The organism is Pseudoalteromonas distincta (genome assembly GCF_005877035.1).
Lineage (GTDB): Bacteria > Pseudomonadota > Gammaproteobacteria > Enterobacterales > Alteromonadaceae > Pseudoalteromonas > Pseudoalteromonas distincta.
In genome coordinates this window covers 3,626,146-3,647,661 of the sequence record NZ_CP040558.1, presented here as the reverse complement: position 1 = coordinate 3,647,661, position 21,516 = coordinate 3,626,146, and the positions used below count along the sequence as shown (strand labels likewise).

Below are 21,516 nucleotides of genomic sequence, written 5' to 3'. Positions count from 1 at the left end.
CCTAACTTCCTTAAGACGTTAATACAAAACAATCCAGGTAACCTGGTTTGCTAGCATCAATTTTGTTCATAGGTGTTGCGTTATGCCACACTTGACGGTCGTTTATTAATGCAAACATGCCGTCTTTTATTTCCATTTTAAAACAAGGCTCAGCTTGCTTGTTTTCGTATACAAGCAGTTCGCCGCCTTCTAAGTTCTCGTGAGAAACACCGCATATACATACATGGTCAAAACCATCTTGATGCACGCCTTCTGGCGCTGCAGGTGTATCGCTATCGATGGCAAGCATGCGGAACTGATGAATTTCAATATCACGCTGCTCATCAATACCGGTAAGTTGGCGAAATTCATTTACAATGCTTTTCATGCCCTCTGACTCAAGTAAACTTTGCTCTAAATTTTCGTAAGTACGCTCTACATTACCTTGAAAAGTATTAATTGAATCATCTTGAACAAATGCTTTGGCTTGCTGTAGCTTTATTTCACCATTTTGCATTTTTACTACTGAATAACGACGTTTACGAAAGGCACCATCTGCATAAAGGTTTGCAGGAAGGTTATCAAAAGAAGGTTTAACCAAATCAATATTTGCTTGGTTAACAAAACGTAGTTGCAATAAATTCTGGTTGTTTAATGCTGTCATAAAATCTCGCCTAAAATAATGAGAATATTGATAAGGATTTTAATGCATTTTGATAGGAATTTTTGCGCGATTAATTACTTTAAAAGTAATTTAAGACTAGAGTTAATACAATAATACAAAAAAAGAAGCATGAACTATCTAATATTTGTTTTAGCCAATAAAAAACCCGCCGAAGCGGGTTTTTAAACAAACTCTAAAAGTTATACAGCTTGTTGAATAATCACGTTGTCTGCTTTTTTAGTGTAAGCAGGCATACGGTGGAAGTTTAAGTAACGGTAAGTATCTGCAGCCGTTGCATTAATCTTCGCTGCGTATTCTTGGTACTCAGCTGGAGTAGGTAGTTTACCTAAAATAGCCGCTACTGCAGCAAGTTCTGCTGAAGCTAAGAATACGTTCGCGCCATTACCTAAACGGTTAGGGAAGTTACGTGTAGAGGTAGACACAACCGTTGCTTTGTCTGCAACGCGTGCTTGGTTACCCATACATAGTGAACAACCTGGAGTTTCGATACGTGCACCTACACGACCAAAGATACCGTAGTAACCTTCGTCTGTAAGCTGATCTTTATCCATCTTAGTTGGCGGGGCAACCCAAAGCTGAGTTGGGATACGACCTTTAAAGCCATCTAGTAACTTACCTGCTGCGCGGAAGTGACCGATGTTAGTCATACAAGAACCGATGAATACTTCGTCGATTTTCTCGCCAGTAACATCAGATAATAAACGTGCATCATCTGGGTCATTTGGAGCACAAAGGATTGGCTCTTTAATATCTGCTAAATCGATTTCAAGTACATGTTTGTACTCTGCATCAGCGTCAGCTTCCATTAGTTCTGGGTTAGCTAACCAATCTTGCATTGCAGTAATACGACGCTCAATAGTACGTACATCGCCGTAACCTTCAGAGATCATCCATTTAAGCATAACAATGTTTGATTCTAGGTATTCTGCGATAGACTCTTTAGAAAGTTTAACCGCACAACCTGCTGCAGAACGCTCTGCAGATGCATCTGATAGTTCGAACGCTTGCTCAACAGTTAGGTGTTCAACGCCTTCAATTTCTAGTACACGACCAGAGAATTCGTTAATTTTACCTTTTTTCTCAACTGTTAATAAACCTTCTTTAATACCGAAGTAAGGGATTGCATGTACAAGGTCACGTAAAGTGATACCTGGTTGCATTTCACCTTTAAAGCGAACCAAAATTGACTCAGGCATATCAAGAGGCATAACACCTGTAGCTGCTGCGAATGCTACTGCACCCGAACCTGCTGGGAATGAAATACCTAATGGGAAACGTGTATGTGAATCACCACCAGTACCTACAGTATCTGGTAATAACATACGGTTTAACCATGAGTGAATTACACCATCACCTGGGCGAAGTGACACACCGCCACGGTTCATGATGAAATCAGGAAGCGTATGGTGAGTGTTTACATCGATTGGTTTAGGGTAAGCCGACGTATGACAGAAAGACTGCATTGTTAAATCTGCAGAAAAACCTAAACATGCTAAGTCTTTAAGTTCGTCACGTGTCATAGGACCTGTTGTATCTTGCGAGCCAACAGTTGTCATTTTAGGTTCACAATATTGGCCTGGGCGAATACCTGGAACGTTACACGCTTTACCAACCATTTTTTGCGCTAGTGTGAAGCCTTTTTCAGAAACTTCTGTCACTGTTGGTACTTTAAATACATCAGTTGGACCTAGGCCAAGTGATGTACGTGCTTTATCAGTTAAACCACGACCAATGATAAGTGGTATACGACCACCAGCACGAACTTCATCTAAAATTACATCAGATTTAAGTTCAAAAGTTGAGATTACTTTGTCAGTACCGTGGCTCTTAACAACACCTTCGTACGGGTAAATATCGATTTGCTCACCCATGTTAAGCTCATCAACATTTAATTCGATTGGTAATGCACCTGAATCTTCCATTGTATTGAAGAAGATTGGAGCAATTTTATTACCTAGACATACACCGCCAACACGCTTGTTTGGTACGAATGGGATATCATCGCCCATGAACCAAAGTACAGAGTTAGTTGCAGACTTACGAGAAGAACCAGTACCAACAACGTCACCTACATATGCAAGTGGTAAGCCTTTAGTTTTTAATTCTTCAAGCTGAGAGATTGGACCTACTTCGCCTGGCTTGTCTGGTGTAATTCCATCACGTTCAATTTTTAGCATTGCTAAAGCATGAAGTGGGATATCTGGACGAGACCATGCATCTGGTGCTGGTGATAAGTCATCAGTATTTGTCTCGCCAGTTACTTTAAATACAGTAACTGAGATCTTTTCAGCAACAGCTGGCTTATTAGTAAACCATTCTGCATTTGCCCAAGACTCAATAATTTGCTTAGCGAATGTATTACCCGCTTTTGCTTTTTCTTCAACATCGTAGAACGCATCAAACATAAGTAATGTATTTGAAAGGCCTTTAACTACGATTGGTGCAAGTGTTTCGTCATCAAGTAGGTCAATCATTGGCGCGATATTGTAACCGCCCAGCATTGTACCTAATAATTCTGCCGCTTTTTCTTTAGAAACAAGTGGAGAATTAGCTTCACCTTTAGCTACAGCTGCTAAAAATCCCGCTTTAATATAAGCAGCATCATCAACACCAGCTGGTATACGCTGAATGAACAAATCTAAAATGAATTCTTCTTCACCTGCAGGTGGGTTTTTTATTAATTCAATAAGATCAGCAGTTTGCTGAGCATCTAATGGCGCTGGTACGATACCTAACGCGGCACGTTCTTCTACGTGTTTACGATATTCTTGTAGCACAATATTGCCCTCTTGGTGACGTGAAAGTATCCGGTAGCGCTTTGGGCGCAAATAAGTTACCCAATACTTATAGTATTCTAACGCGTAATTATAAAGCTTTTATGGATAGATGAAAATCCATCCAGTTGCGCAACTGATTATACCGATTATAAATACTATGAATAGTGGTTGTGGTAAAAACTATTTTCATGAATACTTGTTAAGTAAGAATCATTACCATTAACTAGTATTAATTTATTACAGGCATAAAAAAACCCAGCACTTGGCTGGGTTTTTATTACAAACTATTTAATTAACGTAAAACTTTAACGTTTTTGATAGTTTTGATATGCGCTTCTACACGACGGTTTTCTGCGTTTGCAGCTTTAGTGTTTGCATCATTTTTAAGACGCTCTTCACCTAAACCAACTGTAGTAATACGATCTTCAGCAATACCATCAGCAACAAGTTGCTTAGCTACAGCATCAGCACGTTTTTTAGATAACCATTTGTTGTAAGTTGCTTTACCTACAGCAGAAGTGTGACCTTCTAATAGTACTGTTGTATCTGGGTACTCTTTTAAGAATGCAGATACTTTTTCAATATCATTTAAGTATTGAGTAGATACTGCAGAAGCATTGTTAGGGAAAGTCACTAATAAGCTTACTGTTACTTCTTTATCTTCATATAAAGTACAACCAGTACCATCTACAGCATCAGTCATAGGTGTGTTAGGACACTTATCATCTGTATCAGCAATATTATCGTTATCGCTGTCTGCAGGGGCTACAGCTACTTCAACAACTTCAGGAGCAGGTTTAACTTGCTCAACCGGTGCAGAGTTTTGGCCAAATAAGTAGTTAATACCAATTTTAGCGCCAACATCTGTATAACCACGGTCAAGACCTTGATATACAGCTGTTTCAGCATTTACAAATAAGCCATCTGTAATGAAATGCTGGTAACCAACACCTGCATTTAAGAATGTGTTGTCATCAACTACGTCAATTTCTTTAATACCGAAAAGACCATAGAAAGGACCGCCGTCTAAATGGTAAAGAGCATCAATACCGTAACGCTCGCCATCAATATTGTTACGGTTGCCAGCAACTTTATCAAAAGCATTAAAATCCATGTCTGCATATTCAAGACGTGCGCTCCAGTAATCACTGAAACGGTAACCAGCTTCAACACCCCAGCCAGTTGATTCGTTTACGTCAAGACCGGCTTGATCACGCATGTTTTTCCAAGATGCGTCATAGTAGTCACCAAATGCGCCAATGTAGAAACCTTCTTCTTTATCAGCAGCGAATGTAGATGCGCTAGTTGCAGCCAACGCGATTGCAATTGTAAGTGTTTTTAATTTCATTGTTTTCTTCCCATTTGAACAATTTTAAATTGTAGCTAATCGATACTAGCTCAATCAGTTTTATATAGACTAACTGAGCCTTTGTTAATCAATACTTAACGAAAAATAAAGTTTATAACTTTTTTTCTATGCCTTGTCACAACACACATCCACTTACTATAGGCGAAATTAAAACTTTATTGAAAAATAAATATAGTAGTTTTTGTAAATTAGTACTTAGCAAGGAATGTAAGAGCAATTAAATTGAATGCACTTATAAATGCAAAGAAATATTGCTTGCTTTATATTGTGCGCATAATACCACCAGAATTAGCATTCCCCTAGGTATATGCGCATGTTTGATTAAAAAATGACTCTTTTTAATCATGCGGTTATATTTAAAGTTAAGTATTAAGTACCACAAAAAGTCTGGTAGTCATTATCATTAGTCGGTGGAGAGCAAAATTCTGATAATTCTTCACCGTTAGAGTATGGATTGCCGGCTATTTTTATAAAGCGCTGTAGTAACTCGCTAGATCCTGTAGCGTTATATTGTGCAATTATTTCTTCGATCACATGATTTCGCGGTATAACACGAGGATTTGCAGCTCTCATTACTTCATAACTATTATCGTCAGTTAAGCTTACCCACTTAGCTCTCCATTCAATTAGCGACTCAGGTACGCTTTTTTCTCCTTTTAAGGATTCAGTAAGCGCATCAAAGGCATTGGTGTAGTCGAGCTGATTATCTTTTAATAGCGTTAACAACTCTGCTATTAACTCGCCACTACTATCGCTAGATTCATTTAAACCCAGTTTTTGTGCCCACATAGCCGTAAACTCAGTATTAAACTGCTCAGCAAAACTATTAATAAATGGCGTCATTAATGAAACCGCTTGCTCGTCATCATCGCTAATGAGTGGTATTAAACTCTCAGCTAAGCGTGCGCAGTTCCAGTTAGCTATATTAGGTTGATTACCAAATGCATACCGACCTTGTTTGTCTATAGAGCTAAATACGGTATCAAAATCAAAGCTATTCATCATGGCACACGGGCCGTAATCAATGGTCTCTCCGCTTACTAGCGTATTATCTGTATTCATTACTCCGTGAATAAATCCAACACGCATCCAGCTCACAACTAGCTTAACTTGGTTTTTAATCACAGCGCCTAAAAATGCTAAATATCGCTGCGAACCTGTATCTGTTATTTCTGGGTAGTGACGCTCTATAGCTAAATCGGCTAAATTTTTAAGCCCTTCAACATCGCCTTGCGTCGCTAAATATTGAAACGAGCCAACACGAATATGGCTAGTTGCTACACGCGTAACGATAGCCCCAGCTTGTGGCGGATTACGATAAACCGTTTCACCACTACCAACAACCGCTAAGCAGCGTGTGGTTTTAACTCCCAGTGCATGCATTGCCTCGCTCATTACGTATTCACGAATAGCAGGGCCAAGTGCGCAACGTCCATCCCCACCTCTTGAGTAAGGAGTAGCACCAGAGCCTTTTAATTGAATATCCCATAACTGGTTTTCATCATCACTAATAGCGCCCAGTAAGTGCGCTCGTCCATCGCCTAAGCGTGGTGAAAAATGTCCAAATTGGTGCCCAGAGTAACCAAGTGCTACTGCAGGAATCGCCTGTTTTTCGTTACCGCTAAAAGTGCTGGCACGCAAATCAGCCGCAATGTTAATATTAAATTGTTTTGCTAAACTCTCGTTCCACAGCAATAACTGAGGAGAGGCGACACTTGCAGGGAAATCTTCTATCGCGAAGTTTTCCGCAACATCTGTGTATCTCGGCACTAATTTCATGGTAATTCCTATTGTTGCTGACTTATACCAACACGGTTGTCACCTACGCCATAAGCAACAATTAAGCTTAACTCTTGCATACTTAAGCCGCTTTGCTTTTGCATTTCGTTAAAAAAAGCTTGGGCTGCATTTAGTGACTTTTTAGTTTGTAAGCCGCCGTCTATAATTTTATGGGCACGCAAATAATTCTCTACATCGCGTGATAGTAAAAATGTATCTTTACCAAGTGCTCGCAACGCGTAAGGCCCTGTATTTCCGCCTAAACGCGAACCATGTTTTTTTAAATACGCCCATAAACCAATAATATCGTCTGTTGGCCAATTAGCGATAAACTGACTAAAACTGCCATGTTCCCCTGCTATTTCGTGGATCATGTAAGCATTTTCGGTAATTGTTTTTACTTTTTTATAGTTACGAACAATGCGCTCATCCGTTGCTTTTTGTTCCAGCATATCGGGTGGCATCATTAATAACTTATCAACGCTAAAATCCCAAAAAACCTCTCTAAAGCCTGCCCACTTATTATTTATGACTGACCAATAAAAGCCGCTTTGAAATACTTTTCGAGTAAATTCTTCAAGCCAATCGTCGTCACTTAACGTGCTTAGTTGTTTTTTAGATAGCGGTTTTGCAAGTAATAACTTAAGCATTTTTTCAGAGCCTTTTCGCTCTACCGCTCGCTTATAAATATCGCTAAATTTTTCCATACTAATTAAATACCTCACTACTTATATTGCTAGTGTACGAGAAAAGCACCTAATACGTAACCACCCCTCTTTTCGATGAATTAATCTGTATTTAGTCGCTTGACACCTAGACGGCTAAAATGCTTTAATCGCCGTAATTACCCTATTTAAATTGCACAGGTTTGTAAGTTTTACCCTACAAACAGGTGCAAAGGGCTAGAAGAGGTGCGTTATTCAGGTAGCGTATGTTAGGAGCGCAAACTCCAGTAAGCATACGTGAGGGGAATTAACGCCGAGAAGTAACCACTTTTGCGAGGTGTTTATTTCGGGCGACTAGGTTGAACCCTAGCGACTGTCACCAATAGCTGCTTATAAAAAGCAGCTTGTTAGTTTGGTGGAGAGCTTCTGGTCTTAAATATTAAGGCCGTGCGCCCTATTATTTTAAGCCCATTCGCTCTTCGAATTATTAGTTCGAACGACGTTAATGCGGCTCCTTCCATAAAGCTTTTTAACTCTTCGAATAATACCAATTGCATTAAATTAGTTATCGCTAAAATGATCACGTTTTTAATAAAGTTGGTACAAATTATAAGTTCGTGAGAGATGATCAACAACTTCAATTTAAACGACTACTCACTGTGGACCGCGCTCGTTACGCCATTTGATCAACACGGCGATGTTGACTACAACACGTTAACTAAGCTGGTTAGCGATCAAGAAGCGGCACATAACGGTATTTTGCTACTTGGCAGTACGGGCGAAGGTTTAGCACTAACGCTAAAAGAGCAACAAGCCATTGTTGAACACGTATGCCAGCTAAAACCAACAGTACCACTCATGGTTGCTGTGGGCGGTAGTAACTTAAAGCAACAAATTGAGTGGGTTAATTACTGTAATACACTACCAATTCATAGCTTTTTACTTGGCTCACCGCTTTATGCAAAGCCTGGTGCTATAGGTCAAACTCATTGGTTTGAAAGCCTACTAAATGCAAGCGCTCACCCATGTATGCTTTATAACGTACCGGGTCGAAGCGCTGTTAGCATCCCAGCGGCAACAATTCAAAACTTACAAAACAATAAAAATTTATGGGCGTTAAAAGAAGCGAGCGGCAGTATTGCTCAGTTTGAAGCTTACCGCCAAGCGGCGCCTAATTTAGCTATTTTTAGTGGCGACGATGCGCTAATGCCTTATTTTGCTCAAGCTGGCGCAAAAGGTTTGGTGTCGGTAGCTGCAAACGCATGGCCTGAACAAACTCACGAGTTTGTTAAGCGCAGTTTAAGTGGTCAACACCCTAACTTATTTGCCCAGTGGTCAAGCGCTATTAATAGCCTATTTGCTGTCGCAAACCCTATTCCCGTAAAGGTACTGATGCATTTGCAAGGCCGCTTAAGCAGCCCGCAACTTCGTCCACCTTTAACACATCTTGAGTTAACTCAAACCGATTGCATCACAACTGCAAACAACACCATTTTATCTTGGCATTAAATACAGGTTTTTATAATGAGCTGGTTAGAACTATTAAATAATTTAGAATCGGGCGCAGTACGCGCAGCATCACAAAACGAAAGCGGCCAATGGCAAGCTAACGTAGAAGTAAAGCAAGGCATTTTAGAAGCCTTTAAAAATGGCACTAATACTGAGTTTGCAGGCGGCTTTGTTGATAAACATAACTTAGCTCCGCAAGAATTTAGTACTGATGATGGCGTTCGTATGGTACCAGGTGGCTCAAGTGTTCGCCGTGGTGCTTATGTTGCTAAAGGCACGATTATTATGCCACCAGCGTATGTAAACATTGGTGCATATATCGACGAAGGCACAATGGTAGATAGCCACGCATTAGTTGGCTCGTGTGCACAAGTAGGTAAAAACGTACATTTAAGTGCTGCAGTTCAGCTTGGTGGTGTACTTGAGCCAATCGGTGCAAGCCCAGTAGTTGTAGAAGACGACGCCTTTATTGGCGCTGGCTGTATTATTGTTGAAGGCGTAGTCATTAAAAAAGGCGCAGTACTTGCCCCTGGCGTGCGTTTATCAGCAACTATTCCGGTATACGACTGCGTAAACGAGCGCCAACTAGATAAAGGCGAGCCAATCCCAGAGTACGCGATTGTAATACCGGGCTCTCGCCCTGCGTCAAACGAATGGGCGCGCGAGCAAGGCCTAAGCATGTCGTGTGCGTTAATAGTTAAATACCGCGACGAGAAAAGCGATGCATCGTTATTGCTTGAAGAGGTTTTACGATAATGAGCTTTTTAAGCACGCATATCAAAACCGCTGTAAATACTATTACACAACAAATTGATACACCTTTTTTTGTTTACGATTTAGATCAACTAAACACGCATCTTGCGCGTTTAGTTGCGCAAACCGATGTAAAACTGTGGTACGCGGTAAAAGCAAACCCACTGTCTAAAATTATTCAAAGCTTAGACAGTGCTGGCTTTAATTTTGACGTAGCAAGTAAAGGTGAGCTTGAGCAAGTACTAGCACAAGGTATTAGCTCGCAGCGCGTGCTCAACACAGGGCCTGCAAAAAGCCCTAAACAAATAAAACACTTTATTGAGCGCGGCGTGCGTATATTCGTAGCAGAAAGCCTCAATCAAGTACGTTGGTTAAACCAACAAGCGCAACTACAAAACACGCAGTTACAAGTATTACTGCGTGTACAATTACGTTGGCCTGAAGGTGAAAAAAACCCACTGGGCGGCGACAGCCTTACACCGTTTGGTTTGGGTTGTAATGAATGGCAAGCACTCAATGTAGCTGACTACCCTGCGCTTAAATTTGACGGCCTGCATATTTTTCAGTGGGGCAACATGCTTAGCACGCAAAAACTAAGCGACTTGTGGTCACAAATGATTGCACCTCTTAGCCAACTTGCCAGCGATTTAAATATTAGCCTTAAAATTTTAGATTTAGGTGGCGGTTTAGGTATTCCTTATACACAAAACGAAGCAACACTTGATTGGGATGACTTAATTGCTGCGCTCGCTAAAATTAAAAATGATGCGGGTGTAGAAGAATTATGGATGGAACTTGGTCGCTATGCCGTTGGCGAATGCGGTCATTACGCAAACCCAGTAGTAGAGCGCAAACAAAACTACAATCAAGAACAAGTAATTTTAAGCGGCGGTATAAATCACTTATTACGCCCTGCTGTTACCAGCCAAGACTTTCCTGCTGCATTACTGCGTGAATCCAGTGCTAAAACTCAAGCGGTCACTTTATACGGCCCACTTTGTACAGCGCTTGATTGCTTGGGTGAACATAACTTACCAAGCGATTTAAATGAGCACGACTGGCTAGTGTTTAGCCAATGCGGTGCTTACGGCTTTACCGAAAGTATGCCGTATTTTTTATGCCATGAGCTAGCTGCTGAGTACACCTTGCAAAACGGTACACTTACCTGTGTTCGCCAAGCCGAAAATGCCAGCCATTATTTAAGGTAACAAGTATGAGTAATACAACACACATTAGCCAAGAGAACATTGTAGTAGGGGAAGTTGCAAACGGCTTACCGCTTACAATTCCTGTGTATCGTTTAAAAGGCGATGGCACAGGGCCAAGTGTTTACATTCAGGCCAATATGCATGGCGCTGAAGTGCAAGGTAACGCAGTTATTTTTCAGCTGCTTGAGCAATTAAAACACCTTAACCTTAGTGGCGATATTACCCTTGTACCTTATGCAAATCCGATTGGTTGTAATCAAAAATCTGGCGAGTTTACCCTTGGCAGGTTCGATCCGATTACGGGCACTAATTGGAATCGCATGTATCACTACAATAAAAATTTAGTGGCACAGTTTGCACAAAATCATACTCAGTATGACGACGCTACATTAAAAAGTAACTTCAAACAGGCACTTATTGACGAAGTAGACAGCAAGCTTAACGGCCCGGCTTATTTACTCAATACGGGTAAACGCATTGCGCTTAACTTACAAAAGCTCGCTCATCAGGCTGATATAGTACTCGATTTACACACAGGCCCTATTTCAAGCAAGCATCTGTACTGCCCAAGCTATGCAACCGACAGCGCACGTTACTTTAATATTGAACATGTATTGCTTATTCCTAGTGATTTTGACGGCGCTATGGATGAAGCTAACTTTTGCCCATGGTGGCATTTAAGTGATGCACTTAGCGGACAAGGTCGCGAATTATCAATACCTGTAGAAGCATTTACTGTAGAGCTAGGCAGCCAAGAAAAAATAGACTTAAAAGAAGCATTAAACGATGCAAACAGCATTTTAAGTTACTTAAATCACAAAGGCGTATTACAAAACGCACCGCATACGCCAGCTAATATCACTCGTTATGCATGTAATTTAGATGACTACTTTGCCTATTATGCCCCTATTGGCGGCATGGTTGAATACTTAGCCCCACTTGGCGGGCACATTAAAGCTGGTGAGCCTATTGCCAATATTTTACGCATGGAGCGCTACTTAAGTGAGCAACCACTGCAAACACTTACTCTTGATTGCGATGCAATTGCTATTTTGCACTTTGCCTCAGCGAGTGTTAATCAAGGTACCGAGCTTTATAAGTTTTTTACTAACATATTTGAGCTTTAGCTCACCCTTCTCATTGCGTGAGAGTAATACCAATTGCATTAAATTAGTGATCTATTATAGCGATAAGAAAATAGCTTAATAACAAGGCTAAAATTATGGTACATAGTTGTTCTATATAAATAATTTTTAACGTAGTTAGTGAGTTATTTAATACGCTAGAATGATCATGTTTTTAATAAAATTGGTATAAATTAACTAAAAAAGTTAATTTGCATTAGAAAAGCGGCTTAGGCCGCTTTTCTTTTGATCTATACTTACTTTGTATACGTATAAAACTTGTTATAAATGCAAATTCAGTAAAAGTTCACCGTTACATATGTAAAAAGACGTTATAATTAAATTAACGCATACAACAACCCAAACTCACAAGGAATTACAATGAGCTGGCGCCACTGGATAACTCTTTCTGCTTTAATTAGTACCGCTACCTTCGCACAAGAAGAAGTTGCTACAAACGAGCAAGATAACGACATCGAGCTTGTAAAACAGTGTATTTTAAATGAGGTAATTGGCGGGGATGGTAAACAGACATTAGACGACCTTCGTAAAAAGTGTTCAGCTCTTGAAGAAAATAAACAACTTACCGCGCTTGATAAACGCCAAGCTCGTGAAGAAGTAGGTAAAAAAAATAGAAATGTAATTACGCCACATAAGCGTAACTATATTTTACCGCTTTCGTACGTATCACACCCAAACGATCGCCCATTTGATGGCTTTGATGCACTAACCGACGACAACGATGGTGAACCGCTCGACAACCTAGAAGCAAAATATCAGCTATCGATAAAAGTGCCTCTTTACGATGATTTTTCGGATAAAGACCAAGCCATATTTTTTGGCTTTACACTGCAATCATATTGGCAAATTTATAACTCAGAAATTTCGTCTCCATTTCGTGAAACAAACTACGAACCAGAGATATTTTGGATAAATTACCTCGACCCAGAAAACGTATTATGGGGCGACGAAATGGCAATCGCATTAGGTATTTCGCATCAATCAAATGGTCGAAGCCAACCAAACTCGCGTTCGTGGAACCGTATTTATGCAGACTTTATCTGGGAAAACAGAGGCTTTGTTTTTAGCTTTAAACCTTGGTACCGAATAGCTGAGGACGAAAAAGAAGATATTTTAGAAGCCAATGGCGACGACAACCCAGACATATATAAATACATGGGTTACTTTGAGTTTAGCGGCGCGTATCGTTTTCATGACCATGAATTTAGCTTTATGACACGTAACAATTTAAATTCAGATAATCGTGGTGCAATTCAACTCGACTGGTCGTTTCCTTTATGGGGTCGCGTTCGTGGTTATGCACAATACTTTAACGGTTATGGCGAAAGCTTAATTGATTACAATGCGGATGTAGAACGTATTGGTGTCGGTATATTATTAACCGATCTGCTGTGATACTTCCCTAAGTTTTACGCACAAAAAAGCCAAGCATTGCTTGGCTTTTTTGTGTTTAGAGCAGCTAAACAGTTATTTTTTTACTACAAACTGCCCTTCAAATTCTGCAACCACATTATCACCATCGTAAATAGTTACAGGCACTACGTAACTTGCTTTACCATCGGTTTCTAAATCGCTTAACTTGCCCTTACAGGTTTGTATATCGACACAACCACGTGGGTCGGTAGTAAGCGGTTTTAAGTACTTAATGTTAGCATCGGCTAATACAATATTACCTTCAAGCCCAGCTTCTTTAAGTGCTAAGTACGTAGCGCCCCAACCTGTTAGCGTGGCCAAGCTATAAATAGAACCTGCAAACATAGTTTTATGTAGGTTTAAGTTAGCGTCTAGGTCGGCGCTGGTTGTAAATTGCCAATCGGTATAACTTTCTACCTTAATACCCATCGCGTCACTAATTGGAATAGACTCACGCCACGTATTTTGTAGTACTTGCGTCCAATTAGGGTGACGAAACCAACCTGGCTCAGACGGTTTTTGCTTTACCATTTTAAAGTGTTGAACATCGCCATACGCTAAGTGCGCTTTTTCTTTTAATTCGTAACCGTGGCGTTTATAAAATTCAAGCGCTCGTTCGCGTGCAAACAATACAAGCTCACCTGCGTTTTGAACCCATGCAATTTTTTCAAGCTCGTGCAGTAAGCGACTACCAATATGCTGGTTACGATTACCCTCTGCAACCGCCATATAGCGCACTTGTGCTTGCTCATGATTGTTAAAGTGCAAACGTGCTACACCTAGCACTTCACCTTCTTTATTTTTTATAAAGCGGTGCTCAGAGTCTTGTTCCATATCGTCTTGTTCAGAGCCACGTGGCTCGCCCCAAGGCGCGCGTAATACCTGCCAACGCAATTGGTAATACGCTTGCCAATCTTCGCTACTTTGTGGGGTGCTTACCTGAAACATACATACTCCTGTTGTTATATAAGCCGTAAATAAAAGTCAAAAAAGGCTACGGCGCTATACTAATAGTATTGATTATCTACCAAACTAAAAAGCTTAAATAATTAAGTCCGTTGGTATTATTTATGGCAAATACCATACTCCATCTTAAAAAAACTGCAAATACGACTTTGGTGATGGCTGTAAAATAACGTAAAAAATAATGGCAAAGGCCATTGCGCTTTAACGTTGCTAGTTTATGCTGAGAATATGATGGAAAAAATCAATTATATAAATTCACTGACGGGTTTGCTGGACGATCAATTTATTGAAAATAGCCACAGCGTTGGTCAGTTAATCTATTGGCATAAATGCAGTGGCGATCACATTCAAGTACGTGAGCACGAGCAGTTACGCTGGTTACTGATTAACGACACTCTTCAGTCTGTTATTGATTTAAATAACCCGGATTTATTACTTTTTCCACATTTATTATGCCTAGATAAGCACTGGCAGGCTCTTAAGCCGCCACAAAAAGTGTTAGAACTCGGCCTCGGCGGCGGAGCAATTCGTAATTATTTACAACACAAATACCCTAAAGCACAAATAACATCGGTTGAAAAAAACGCCGATATTATTGATTGCTATACCCAATTTTTTTCGTCAAATAAAAATGAGCAACTGCTTTGCGCCGATGCGCAACAGATTTTAAAAAGTGCGCAAAATATTGATTGGATTATTTTAGATTTGTTTAGCCAGATAGATGCACCTCGATTTTTATTTGAAGAGGCATTTTATAAAAAAATTTACTCGGCTTTAAATAACAACGGTGTGCTATTTATTAACTTTTTATCGCAGCATGAGTCGCAATTAAAACAACTTCAACAGCTATTACTCGATGTATTTGGTTGTAACATTAGCCCGCAAAAAATTACGGGCTATGTAAATCATATTGTCGTGGTTACTAAAAAAGTTTAAACAGATAAGTTAAACGTAACGGGCCCATCGTTACACAAGCTTACTTGCATATCGGCACCAAACTCACCTGTGGCTATTGTAAGCCCCAACTCTTTAGCTTGAGCTACAAAGTATTCGTAAAGCTCGTTAGCTTGGCTTGGCGTTGCCGCAGATGAAAAACTAGGGCGCATACCCTTTTTAGTATCAGCCGCTAGCGTAAATTGCGAAACCACCAGTAACTCACCTTTAATATCTTTAAGGCTTAAGTTCATTTTGTCGTTTTCGTCAGTAAAAATACGATAATTACTTACCTTGTGTAAAAGCTTATCGGCCGTTTGCGTATCGTCGTGTTTTTCAACGCCCAGCAACAACAATATACCTTGGCTAATTTCACCTACTACTTGGTTGTTAATTTCTACTTTGGCATGCTTTACGCGTTGTATTAAACCTTGCATTTAAACTGTGTCCTTTACTGCTGGTTCATCATCTTCTAGTTCAAGTTCTGGTGTTTCTGGAATATCATTTGGGCTAATACACGCAGTAAATTCAGCACCAAGCAAAACAACCACCCACGACAAATACACCCATACAAACAAAATAGGAATGGTTGCTACTGCGCCGTAAATAACTTCGTACGAAGGAAAATGGCTAATATAAAGTGCAAACCCTTTTTTAGTCAGCTCAAATAAAAGTGCCGCAAAAAAAGCGCCAGGTATTGCCGCTCTGAACGATACACGCGTATTAGGCACTAAGGTGTAGAGCATAATAAAGCCCACCATCGAAATCCCATACGGCAATAACTTTAACAAAAAACCGCTAAACCCAGGAATACCCTGATCAGCAAACGATACCAAAGATACAATATAAGAGGTAACACCAATACTCGCTCCGAGTAATACAGGCCCTAAGCTCAAAACCATCCAGTACACAGCAAATGAGATCATCATTGGGCGTTTTTTCTTAATTCGCCAAATTCGATTTAGTGTGGCATCTACATTACGTATTAACAGCAAGGCTATTGCAGCTAAAAAGCCAATACCTACTGCCGTCATTTGGTTGGCATTGCCCGCAAAGGAGCTAATGTGCTCTCTAATAACATCGGTAGAGGTGGGTACAAAATTAGTAAACAAAAAGCTCTCAATTTCCATGCGAGTAGATTCAAAGCCCGGGAAAGCTGAAAATATAGCAACACCCACCGCAATTAATGGCACTAAAGAAAGAAGGGTTACGTAAGCAAGGTAACCTGCATTAACCGTTATTTGATCGTCTATACACCGATTAAAATACTGCATCCACCAACCAGGTTGCTGGCGTATAAAGGACTTAACTTGCTGTTTGTAATGTGAGAGCTTATCATTCATACAATTGACTTGTGCTTATATAGTTTTGATTATAATAACAATCAGCGCCATAATTTACAGCACTAACGCTCGTAAACAGGAATTCAAATGAAAAAACAAACATTACTCAGTGTTTCAATGCTTGTAGTAACACTTACTTTAACTGGCTGCCAATCAGCTTATTATTCTGCGATGGAAAAAGTGGGTGTTCACAAACGCGATATTCTTATTGACCGCGTAGAAGAAACCAAAGACTCTCAGCAAGAGTCACAAGAAGAATTTAAATCGGCATTAGAGCGCTTAACGACTCTAATCGATTTTAATGGTGGCGAACTACAAGACACTTACAATCAATTAAACGACGATTACGAGTCGAGCTTAAATGCCGCTAACGAAGTGTCAACTAACATCAATAAAGTAGAAGACGTGGCAGAAGCTCTGTTTGATGAGTGGAGCGATGAGCTAGAGCAATACAAAAGCGCATCACTTAAGCGTGAAAGCAGCAAAAAGCTAACCGCAACTAAGCGTCAATTTGATCAGCTATTACGCTCAATGCGCAGCGCAGAGAGTAAAATGGAGCCAGTATTAACCTCGCTTCATGATAACGTTTTATACTTAAAGCATAACTTAAATGCACAAGCGGTATCGGCTATTAAAGGTGAATTCACTAACCTTAAGCGCGATATTCAATTGTTGATGAACGACATGAACAAATCGATTGCCGATTCAAATAAATTTATTGAACAAATGAATAGCGCTGGCTAATCATTTGTTACTTTAACAAGCCTGCTTAATTGCAGGCTTTTTTATGTTAAAGGGAATACTAAAAGGGATTTACAATGAAACGCTTTTTAATCGCAGCAATGCTCTTATGTATATTAACGGCCTGCGGTGCACCTAATAATATTAATCGTATTACCAGCTCTGACTCAGTTGTTGTGATTAATGATAAGAACGACCGTTATAAAAATTTATACACAGGTGAAAAAACATATCCCACTACCTGTACTGAAAACTGCTACCCAGCTCACCCAGACTTACTATGCAAAACCGGCAGCGAAAACTGCCAGTACCAAGGCCAGCAAACTAAACCACAACTTAGCACTGGCTATACCGTACGCTGGCTTGGTCACGCTAGTTTTGTTATTAACACTCCAAATGGTCAAAGTGTGCTGTTTGATCCGGTAAAAAATCAGTTTGATTCTCCAGTCGCACTTGGCTTTAAACTCGGCGGTGGCATTTATCGTAAAGCAGGCGCTTGGCCTAGTGAGCAAGAACTCGAAAATATTGATGCGGTAATGTATTCGCATATTCATTACGATCATTTTAATAAAGCCGACATACAAAGCATTGGCAATAAACCTCGCTATTTAACACCACTCGGGATGGCCGACAACTTCCCTACCGGCGGTTTTAACATTACCGAAATGCCGTGGTACTCAACAACCAACATTGAGGACTTAGTTATTAATGCCGTGCCAGCTCATCATTTTAGCGCTCGTGTATTAGTGCCCTTTATTTACGAAGATCACGACAAAGACCTTTGGAATGGCTGGCTGCTTGAACAAAACGGTAGCACCTTATTTTTTGCAGGCGATACAGGCTACTCAAAACATTTTAAAGACATACAGCAAAAATATGGCGATATCGATATTTGCTTAATGCCAATCGCTTCTTACTACAGTAAAGGCGATCCTAACTGGTACCGTTACGTTCACACCACACCAGAAGACGCGCTCAACGCAGCACAAGAGCTTAATTGTAAAGTAATGATACCGTGGGGATACGGTAACTCAAGTTGGAAAATGGGCGACCACAGCAGTCATTCAGCCTTACTTCGCTTATTGCATATGTACAATAAAATGGATTCAAAAGTGCCGCTGTATATTTTAAACGAAGGCGAAAGTATTTCACTGTAACTATTCACTTAGCTGTTTTAAGATTGTTATTACATTAAGACAAATCGACAATAAAATTGAGAGATTAATGAAGAAATTAGCACTCGCCTTAAGCTTTTTATTAAGCACGCCAGCAATGGCTATTGATGTTGAACATACATCAACTCCAATTACTATTGATGGCGTATCAGAAAGCGCATGGGATAAAGCCGCTTGGCACGACATGCCTTATCTAATGGATGGCACACTGCCATCAAACGATGCCGACTTTAAAGGGCGTTATCGTTTATTGTGGGATCAAAACTATTTATACCTACAAGCCGATATTGTGGATGATGTTTTAATAGATACACATGCAGATCCAACCTATAAATATTGGGATGACGATGCGCTTGAAGTATTTATTGATAGCGATGCATCGGGCGGTAATCATCAATTTAATCACACCGCATTGGCGTACCACATTGGCCTTGATAACCAAGCTGCCGATTACGGACCTGATAAAAAAGCCCATTTGTACACCGACCACCTAGTCAGTAACTGGAAGCGCAACACCACCGCACCTTTTAACATTACGTGGGAAGTAGCGATAAAGCTCTACCCTAATGATTACAAAGAAGGGGTTAAAAACACCCCAATTACACTTAGCGAAAAGCAAGTAATCGGATTTATGTTAGCGTATTGCGATAACGATGGCAGTGACGTGCGCGAGCACTTTATGGGCTCACACGAAGTACAGCCGGTAAATGGCGACAGAAACCGTGGTTTTATAGATGCCGACGTATTTGGCAAAATAACCCTACTCCCTAAAAAGTAAGTAGCTACCAATAAAATAATTGAACACGTATGTTGGGTTGAGCGAAGCGAGGCCCAACGACCCCACCACCAAAAAACACTGATACTTCGCATTATCAGCTGTTTCCGCTCTCTCTTTCTCTTCTCATTCCCTTCTCCTTGTGCAAAAGATCTTTAAGTAAATTATTCACAAAGAGGTTAAGAGGCGCTGCGCTTTTAGAGGTAAATATATTTATGGAAATTTCATCTCAAAACAGTAGTCATATAATTTTGAACTAAATACTTTCAACTAACAACTATAGCTAACAGCTCTTATTTTCATCCACAAAAAAGCCGCTGTATTTTGCAATACAGCGGCTTTTAAAATCATTATTCTAAATTAATAGATTATGACTTAGGTGCACGACCCGCACGTTTACGTTCGTTTTCTGTAAGGTGTTTCTTACGGATACGAATGTTTAGTGGAGTAACTTCAACTAGCTCGTCATCATCGATGAACTCAAGCGCTTGCTCAAGTGAGTAGTTAAGGTGCGGAGAAAGCGTTTGCGCTTCATCAGTACCAGATGCACGTACGTTAGTTAACTGCTTACCTTTAAGGGCGTTAACTGTAAGGTCGTTATCACGGTTATGAATACCGATAACCATACCTTCGTATACTTCAACACCGTGACCGATGAATAAACGGCCGCGCTCTTGTAAGTTGAATAATGCGTTAGTAAGTGCTTTACCAGTTGCGTTTGCAATCATTACGCCGTTCTTACGAACACCGATAGCGCCACCTTTATGAGGACCATAATGATCGAACGTATGGTACATAAGACCAGAACCCGAAGTAAGCGTCATGAAATCAGTTTGGAAACCAATTAAACCACGGCTTGGGATCATGAAGTCTAAACGCATACGGCCTTTGCCATCTGGAGTCATGTTAGTAAGTTCACCTTTACGTAGGCCAACTTGTTCCATAACAGAACCTTGATGCTCTTCTTGACAGTCAATAGTCACTGTTTCAAACGGTTCTTCTAGAACGCCATCTACAGTACGTAAGATAACTTCTGGACGAGAAACTGAAAGCTCGTAACCTTCACGACGCATGTTTTCGATTAAGATACCTAGGTGTAATTCACCACGACCAGAAACACGGAAGCTATCTGGGCTAGCAGTATCTTCAACGCGAAGTGCTACGTTGTGTACTAATTCTTTGTCTAAACGCTCACGGATATTACGTGACGTTACAAACTTACCTTCTTTACCACAGAAAGGTGAGTTATTTACAGAGAATGTCATTGTTACAGTTGGCTCATCAACACTTAGTGGTGGTAATGCTTCAACGTTTCCTGGGAAACAAACTGTGTCAGAAATCTTAAGCTCACCAATACCTGTTACAGTTACGATGTTACCAGCGTAAGCTCTATCAGTTTCGATACGCTCAAGACCTAAGTAACTTTGTACTGCACCAATTTTACCATTACGTGTAGTGCCATCAGCACTGATAATAGTAACTTGTTGGTTAGGAGCAACAGAACCACGTTTAATACGACCAATACCAACTACACCAACATAAGAGTTGTAATCTAGTTGAGAAATTTGCATTTGGAAGTCACCTTCAGGATCTGCATCCGGTGGTGATACTTCTTCAACGATCATCTTGAACATAGGTTCCATGTTGTCTGATGGTTCGTCTAAATCTAGTGTTGCCCAACCGTTGATTGCTGAAGCGTAGATTACTTTAAAGTCTAACTGTTCGTCAGTCGCGCCAAGGTTGTCGAATAAATCAAAGATTTGATCCATAACCCAATCTGGACGAGCGCCTGGCTTATCAATTTTATTGATAACGACGATTGGCTTTAAGCCTTGCGCGAATGCTTTTTGCGTAACGAAACGCGTTTGCGGCATTGGACCTTCTTGAGCATCAACAAGTAATAATACTGAGTCAGCCATCGAAAGTACGCGTTCAACTTCACCACCGAAATCGGCGTGTCCCGGGGTATCTACGATATTGATATGGTAGTCATTCCAAGAAATGGCTGTGTTTTTAGCCAAAATGGTAATACCACGTTCTTTCTCAATGTCGTTTGAGTCCATCACGCGCTCTTCGTTACCGCCGCGTGTTTCTAATGTACCTGATTGCTCAAGTAGTTTGTCAACCAGTGTTGTTTTACCATGGTCAACGTGCGCGATAATCGCTATATTTCTTAACTGTTCGATGCTCATATATTTACTCAGAGAAATTAAATTCTCATTGATCCTGCAAGATCTACGCACTCATCCACGCTTTCGCGAGATGTCCCAGCATAGGATTTAAAAGGGCGCATATTATCCC

18 protein-coding genes and 1 riboswitch are annotated in these 21,516 nt (G+C 40.4%); of the genes, 9 read left to right on the top strand and 9 right to left on the bottom strand.

The window, feature by feature from the left end; all coding sequences use genetic code 11:
• Positions 1-10: 10 nt before the first annotated feature.
• From FFU37_RS16380 to FFU37_RS16360, 5 genes are all read right to left on the bottom strand, one after another.
• Positions 11-643 carry a 2OG-Fe dioxygenase family protein gene (locus FFU37_RS16380; protein ID WP_002958808.1) on the bottom strand — a complete coding sequence of 211 codons (633 nt, stop codon included), beginning with the start codon at positions 641-643 and terminating at the stop codon, positions 11-13.
• A gap of 200 nt (positions 644-843) precedes the next feature.
• The gene (acnB, locus tag FFU37_RS16375; protein ID WP_039488618.1) at positions 844-3,441 is read right to left on the bottom strand and encodes a bifunctional aconitate hydratase 2/2-methylisocitrate dehydratase; all 2,598 of its coding nucleotides are present in this window, start codon (positions 3,439-3,441) and stop codon (positions 844-846) included.
• 292 nt (positions 3,442-3,733) lie between these two features.
• Positions 3,734-4,789, bottom strand: a complete 1,056-nt coding sequence (locus tag FFU37_RS16370) for an OmpA family protein (protein WP_039488619.1) — start codon at positions 4,787-4,789, stop codon at positions 3,734-3,736.
• Positions 4,790-5,179: 390 nt separating this feature from the next.
• A complete protein-coding gene (locus tag FFU37_RS16365; RefSeq protein WP_138489946.1) occupies positions 5,180-6,589 on the bottom strand; it encodes a protein adenylyltransferase SelO in 1,410 nt (469 codons plus the stop codon).
• Between the two features lie 8 nt (positions 6,590-6,597).
• Positions 6,598-7,296, bottom strand: coding sequence for a DNA-3-methyladenine glycosylase I (locus FFU37_RS16360; protein ID WP_138489945.1), 699 nt, complete (start codon positions 7,294-7,296; stop codon positions 6,598-6,600).
• 191 nt (positions 7,297-7,487) lie between these two features.
• Positions 7,488-7,688, top strand: a riboswitch (Lysine riboswitch).
• 190 nt (positions 7,689-7,878) lie between these two features.
• Here FFU37_RS16360 and dapA point away from each other — a divergent pair.
• The 5 genes from dapA (at position 7,879) to FFU37_RS16335 (ending at position 13,264) form a co-directional block, all read left to right on the top strand.
• Positions 7,879-8,763, top strand: a complete 885-nt coding sequence (gene dapA, locus FFU37_RS16355; RefSeq protein ID WP_002958800.1) for a 4-hydroxy-tetrahydrodipicolinate synthase — start codon at positions 7,879-7,881, stop codon at positions 8,761-8,763.
• Positions 8,764-8,778: 15 nt separating this feature from the next.
• Positions 8,779-9,519, top strand: a complete 741-nt coding sequence (locus FFU37_RS16350) for a 2,3,4,5-tetrahydropyridine-2,6-dicarboxylate N-succinyltransferase (protein WP_002958799.1) — start codon at positions 8,779-8,781, stop codon at positions 9,517-9,519.
• On the top strand, positions 9,519-10,724 hold the full coding sequence (locus FFU37_RS16345) for a PLP-dependent decarboxylase (protein ID WP_138489944.1): 1,206 nt from the start codon (positions 9,519-9,521) through the stop codon (positions 10,722-10,724). Before FFU37_RS16350 ends, FFU37_RS16345 begins: the two co-directional genes overlap by 1 nt.
• A gap of 5 nt (positions 10,725-10,729) precedes the next feature.
• Complete coding sequence (locus FFU37_RS16340) at positions 10,730-11,851, top strand: succinylglutamate desuccinylase/aspartoacylase family protein (protein WP_039488628.1); 1,122 nt, start codon at positions 10,730-10,732, stop codon at positions 11,849-11,851.
• A gap of 378 nt (positions 11,852-12,229) precedes the next feature.
• Positions 12,230-13,264, top strand: a complete 1,035-nt coding sequence (locus tag FFU37_RS16335; protein ID WP_002958796.1) for a phospholipase A — start codon at positions 12,230-12,232, stop codon at positions 13,262-13,264.
• 72 nt (positions 13,265-13,336) lie between these two features.
• Here the strand turns inward: FFU37_RS16335 and FFU37_RS16330 are convergent, their stop codons facing one another.
• On the bottom strand, positions 13,337-14,230 hold the full coding sequence (locus FFU37_RS16330; protein ID WP_138489943.1) for a bifunctional GNAT family N-acetyltransferase/hotdog fold thioesterase: 894 nt from the start codon (positions 14,228-14,230) through the stop codon (positions 13,337-13,339).
• A gap of 246 nt (positions 14,231-14,476) precedes the next feature.
• On the opposite strand from FFU37_RS16330, the gene FFU37_RS16325 reads away from it, so the two are divergent.
• Positions 14,477-15,184 (top strand): spermidine synthase, encoded by a 708-nt coding sequence (locus FFU37_RS16325; protein ID WP_138489942.1) that lies wholly within the window; start codon positions 14,477-14,479, stop codon positions 15,182-15,184.
• Here FFU37_RS16325 and dtd read toward each other — a convergent pair.
• Both dtd and FFU37_RS16315 read right to left on the bottom strand, forming a co-directional pair.
• Positions 15,181-15,618, bottom strand: a complete 438-nt coding sequence (gene dtd / locus FFU37_RS16320; RefSeq protein ID WP_024597209.1) for a D-aminoacyl-tRNA deacylase — start codon at positions 15,616-15,618, stop codon at positions 15,181-15,183. The two genes, FFU37_RS16325 and dtd, sit on opposite strands and share 4 nt — an antisense overlap.
• A complete protein-coding gene (locus FFU37_RS16315) occupies positions 15,619-16,524 on the bottom strand; it encodes a virulence factor BrkB family protein (RefSeq protein WP_002961130.1) in 906 nt (301 codons plus the stop codon).
• 87 nt (positions 16,525-16,611) lie between these two features.
• Here FFU37_RS16315 and FFU37_RS16310 point away from each other — a divergent pair, with 87 nt between their 5' ends.
• The 3 genes from FFU37_RS16310 (at position 16,612) to FFU37_RS16300 (ending at position 19,218) form a co-directional block, all read left to right on the top strand.
• Entirely contained in the window at positions 16,612-17,268 is a 657-nt protein-coding gene (locus FFU37_RS16310; RefSeq protein ID WP_002961128.1) for a DUF2959 domain-containing protein, read from the top strand.
• A 74-nt stretch (positions 17,269-17,342) separates the two neighbouring features.
• On the top strand, positions 17,343-18,422 hold the full coding sequence (locus tag FFU37_RS16305) for an MBL fold metallo-hydrolase (RefSeq protein ID WP_138489941.1): 1,080 nt from the start codon (positions 17,343-17,345) through the stop codon (positions 18,420-18,422).
• Between the two features lie 67 nt (positions 18,423-18,489).
• A complete protein-coding gene (locus tag FFU37_RS16300; RefSeq protein WP_002961125.1) occupies positions 18,490-19,218 on the top strand; it encodes a CBM9 family sugar-binding protein in 729 nt (242 codons plus the stop codon).
• Positions 19,219-19,583: 365 nt separating this feature from the next.
• Here the strand turns inward: FFU37_RS16300 and typA are convergent, their stop codons facing one another.
• Positions 19,584-21,407, bottom strand: coding sequence for a translational GTPase TypA (typA, locus tag FFU37_RS16295; protein ID WP_002961123.1), 1,824 nt, complete (start codon positions 21,405-21,407; stop codon positions 19,584-19,586).
• Between the last annotated feature and the right edge of the window lie 109 nt (positions 21,408-21,516).

Coding starts and splice junctions, on each gene's coding strand:
- FFU37_RS16380 (WP_002958808.1), bottom strand. CDS start 643: ATGACAGCATTAAACAACCAGAATTTATTGCAACTACGTTTTGTTAAC.
- FFU37_RS16370 (WP_039488619.1), bottom strand. CDS start 4,789: ATGAAATTAAAAACACTTACAATTGCAATCGCGTTGGCTGCAACTAGC.
- FFU37_RS16365 (WP_138489946.1), bottom strand. CDS start 6,589: ATGAAATTAGTGCCGAGATACACAGATGTTGCGGAAAACTTCGCGATA.
- FFU37_RS16360 (WP_138489945.1), bottom strand. CDS start 7,296: ATGGAAAAATTTAGCGATATTTATAAGCGAGCGGTAGAGCGAAAAGGC.
- dapA (WP_002958800.1), top strand. CDS start 7,879: ATGATCAACAACTTCAATTTAAACGACTACTCACTGTGGACCGCGCTC.
- FFU37_RS16350 (WP_002958799.1), top strand. CDS start 8,779: ATGAGCTGGTTAGAACTATTAAATAATTTAGAATCGGGCGCAGTACGC.
- FFU37_RS16345 (WP_138489944.1), top strand. CDS start 9,519: ATGAGCTTTTTAAGCACGCATATCAAAACCGCTGTAAATACTATTACA.
- FFU37_RS16340 (WP_039488628.1), top strand. CDS start 10,730: ATGAGTAATACAACACACATTAGCCAAGAGAACATTGTAGTAGGGGAA.
- FFU37_RS16335 (WP_002958796.1), top strand. CDS start 12,230: ATGAGCTGGCGCCACTGGATAACTCTTTCTGCTTTAATTAGTACCGCT.
- FFU37_RS16330 (WP_138489943.1), bottom strand. CDS start 14,230: ATGTTTCAGGTAAGCACCCCACAAAGTAGCGAAGATTGGCAAGCGTAT.
- FFU37_RS16325 (WP_138489942.1), top strand. CDS start 14,477: ATGATGGAAAAAATCAATTATATAAATTCACTGACGGGTTTGCTGGAC.
- dtd (WP_024597209.1), bottom strand. CDS start 15,618: ATGCAAGGTTTAATACAACGCGTAAAGCATGCCAAAGTAGAAATTAAC.
- FFU37_RS16315 (WP_002961130.1), bottom strand. CDS start 16,524: ATGAATGATAAGCTCTCACATTACAAACAGCAAGTTAAGTCCTTTATA.
- FFU37_RS16310 (WP_002961128.1), top strand. CDS start 16,612: ATGAAAAAACAAACATTACTCAGTGTTTCAATGCTTGTAGTAACACTT.
- FFU37_RS16305 (WP_138489941.1), top strand. CDS start 17,343: ATGAAACGCTTTTTAATCGCAGCAATGCTCTTATGTATATTAACGGCC.
- FFU37_RS16300 (WP_002961125.1), top strand. CDS start 18,490: ATGAAGAAATTAGCACTCGCCTTAAGCTTTTTATTAAGCACGCCAGCA.
- typA (WP_002961123.1), bottom strand. CDS start 21,407: ATGAGCATCGAACAGTTAAGAAATATAGCGATTATCGCGCACGTTGAC.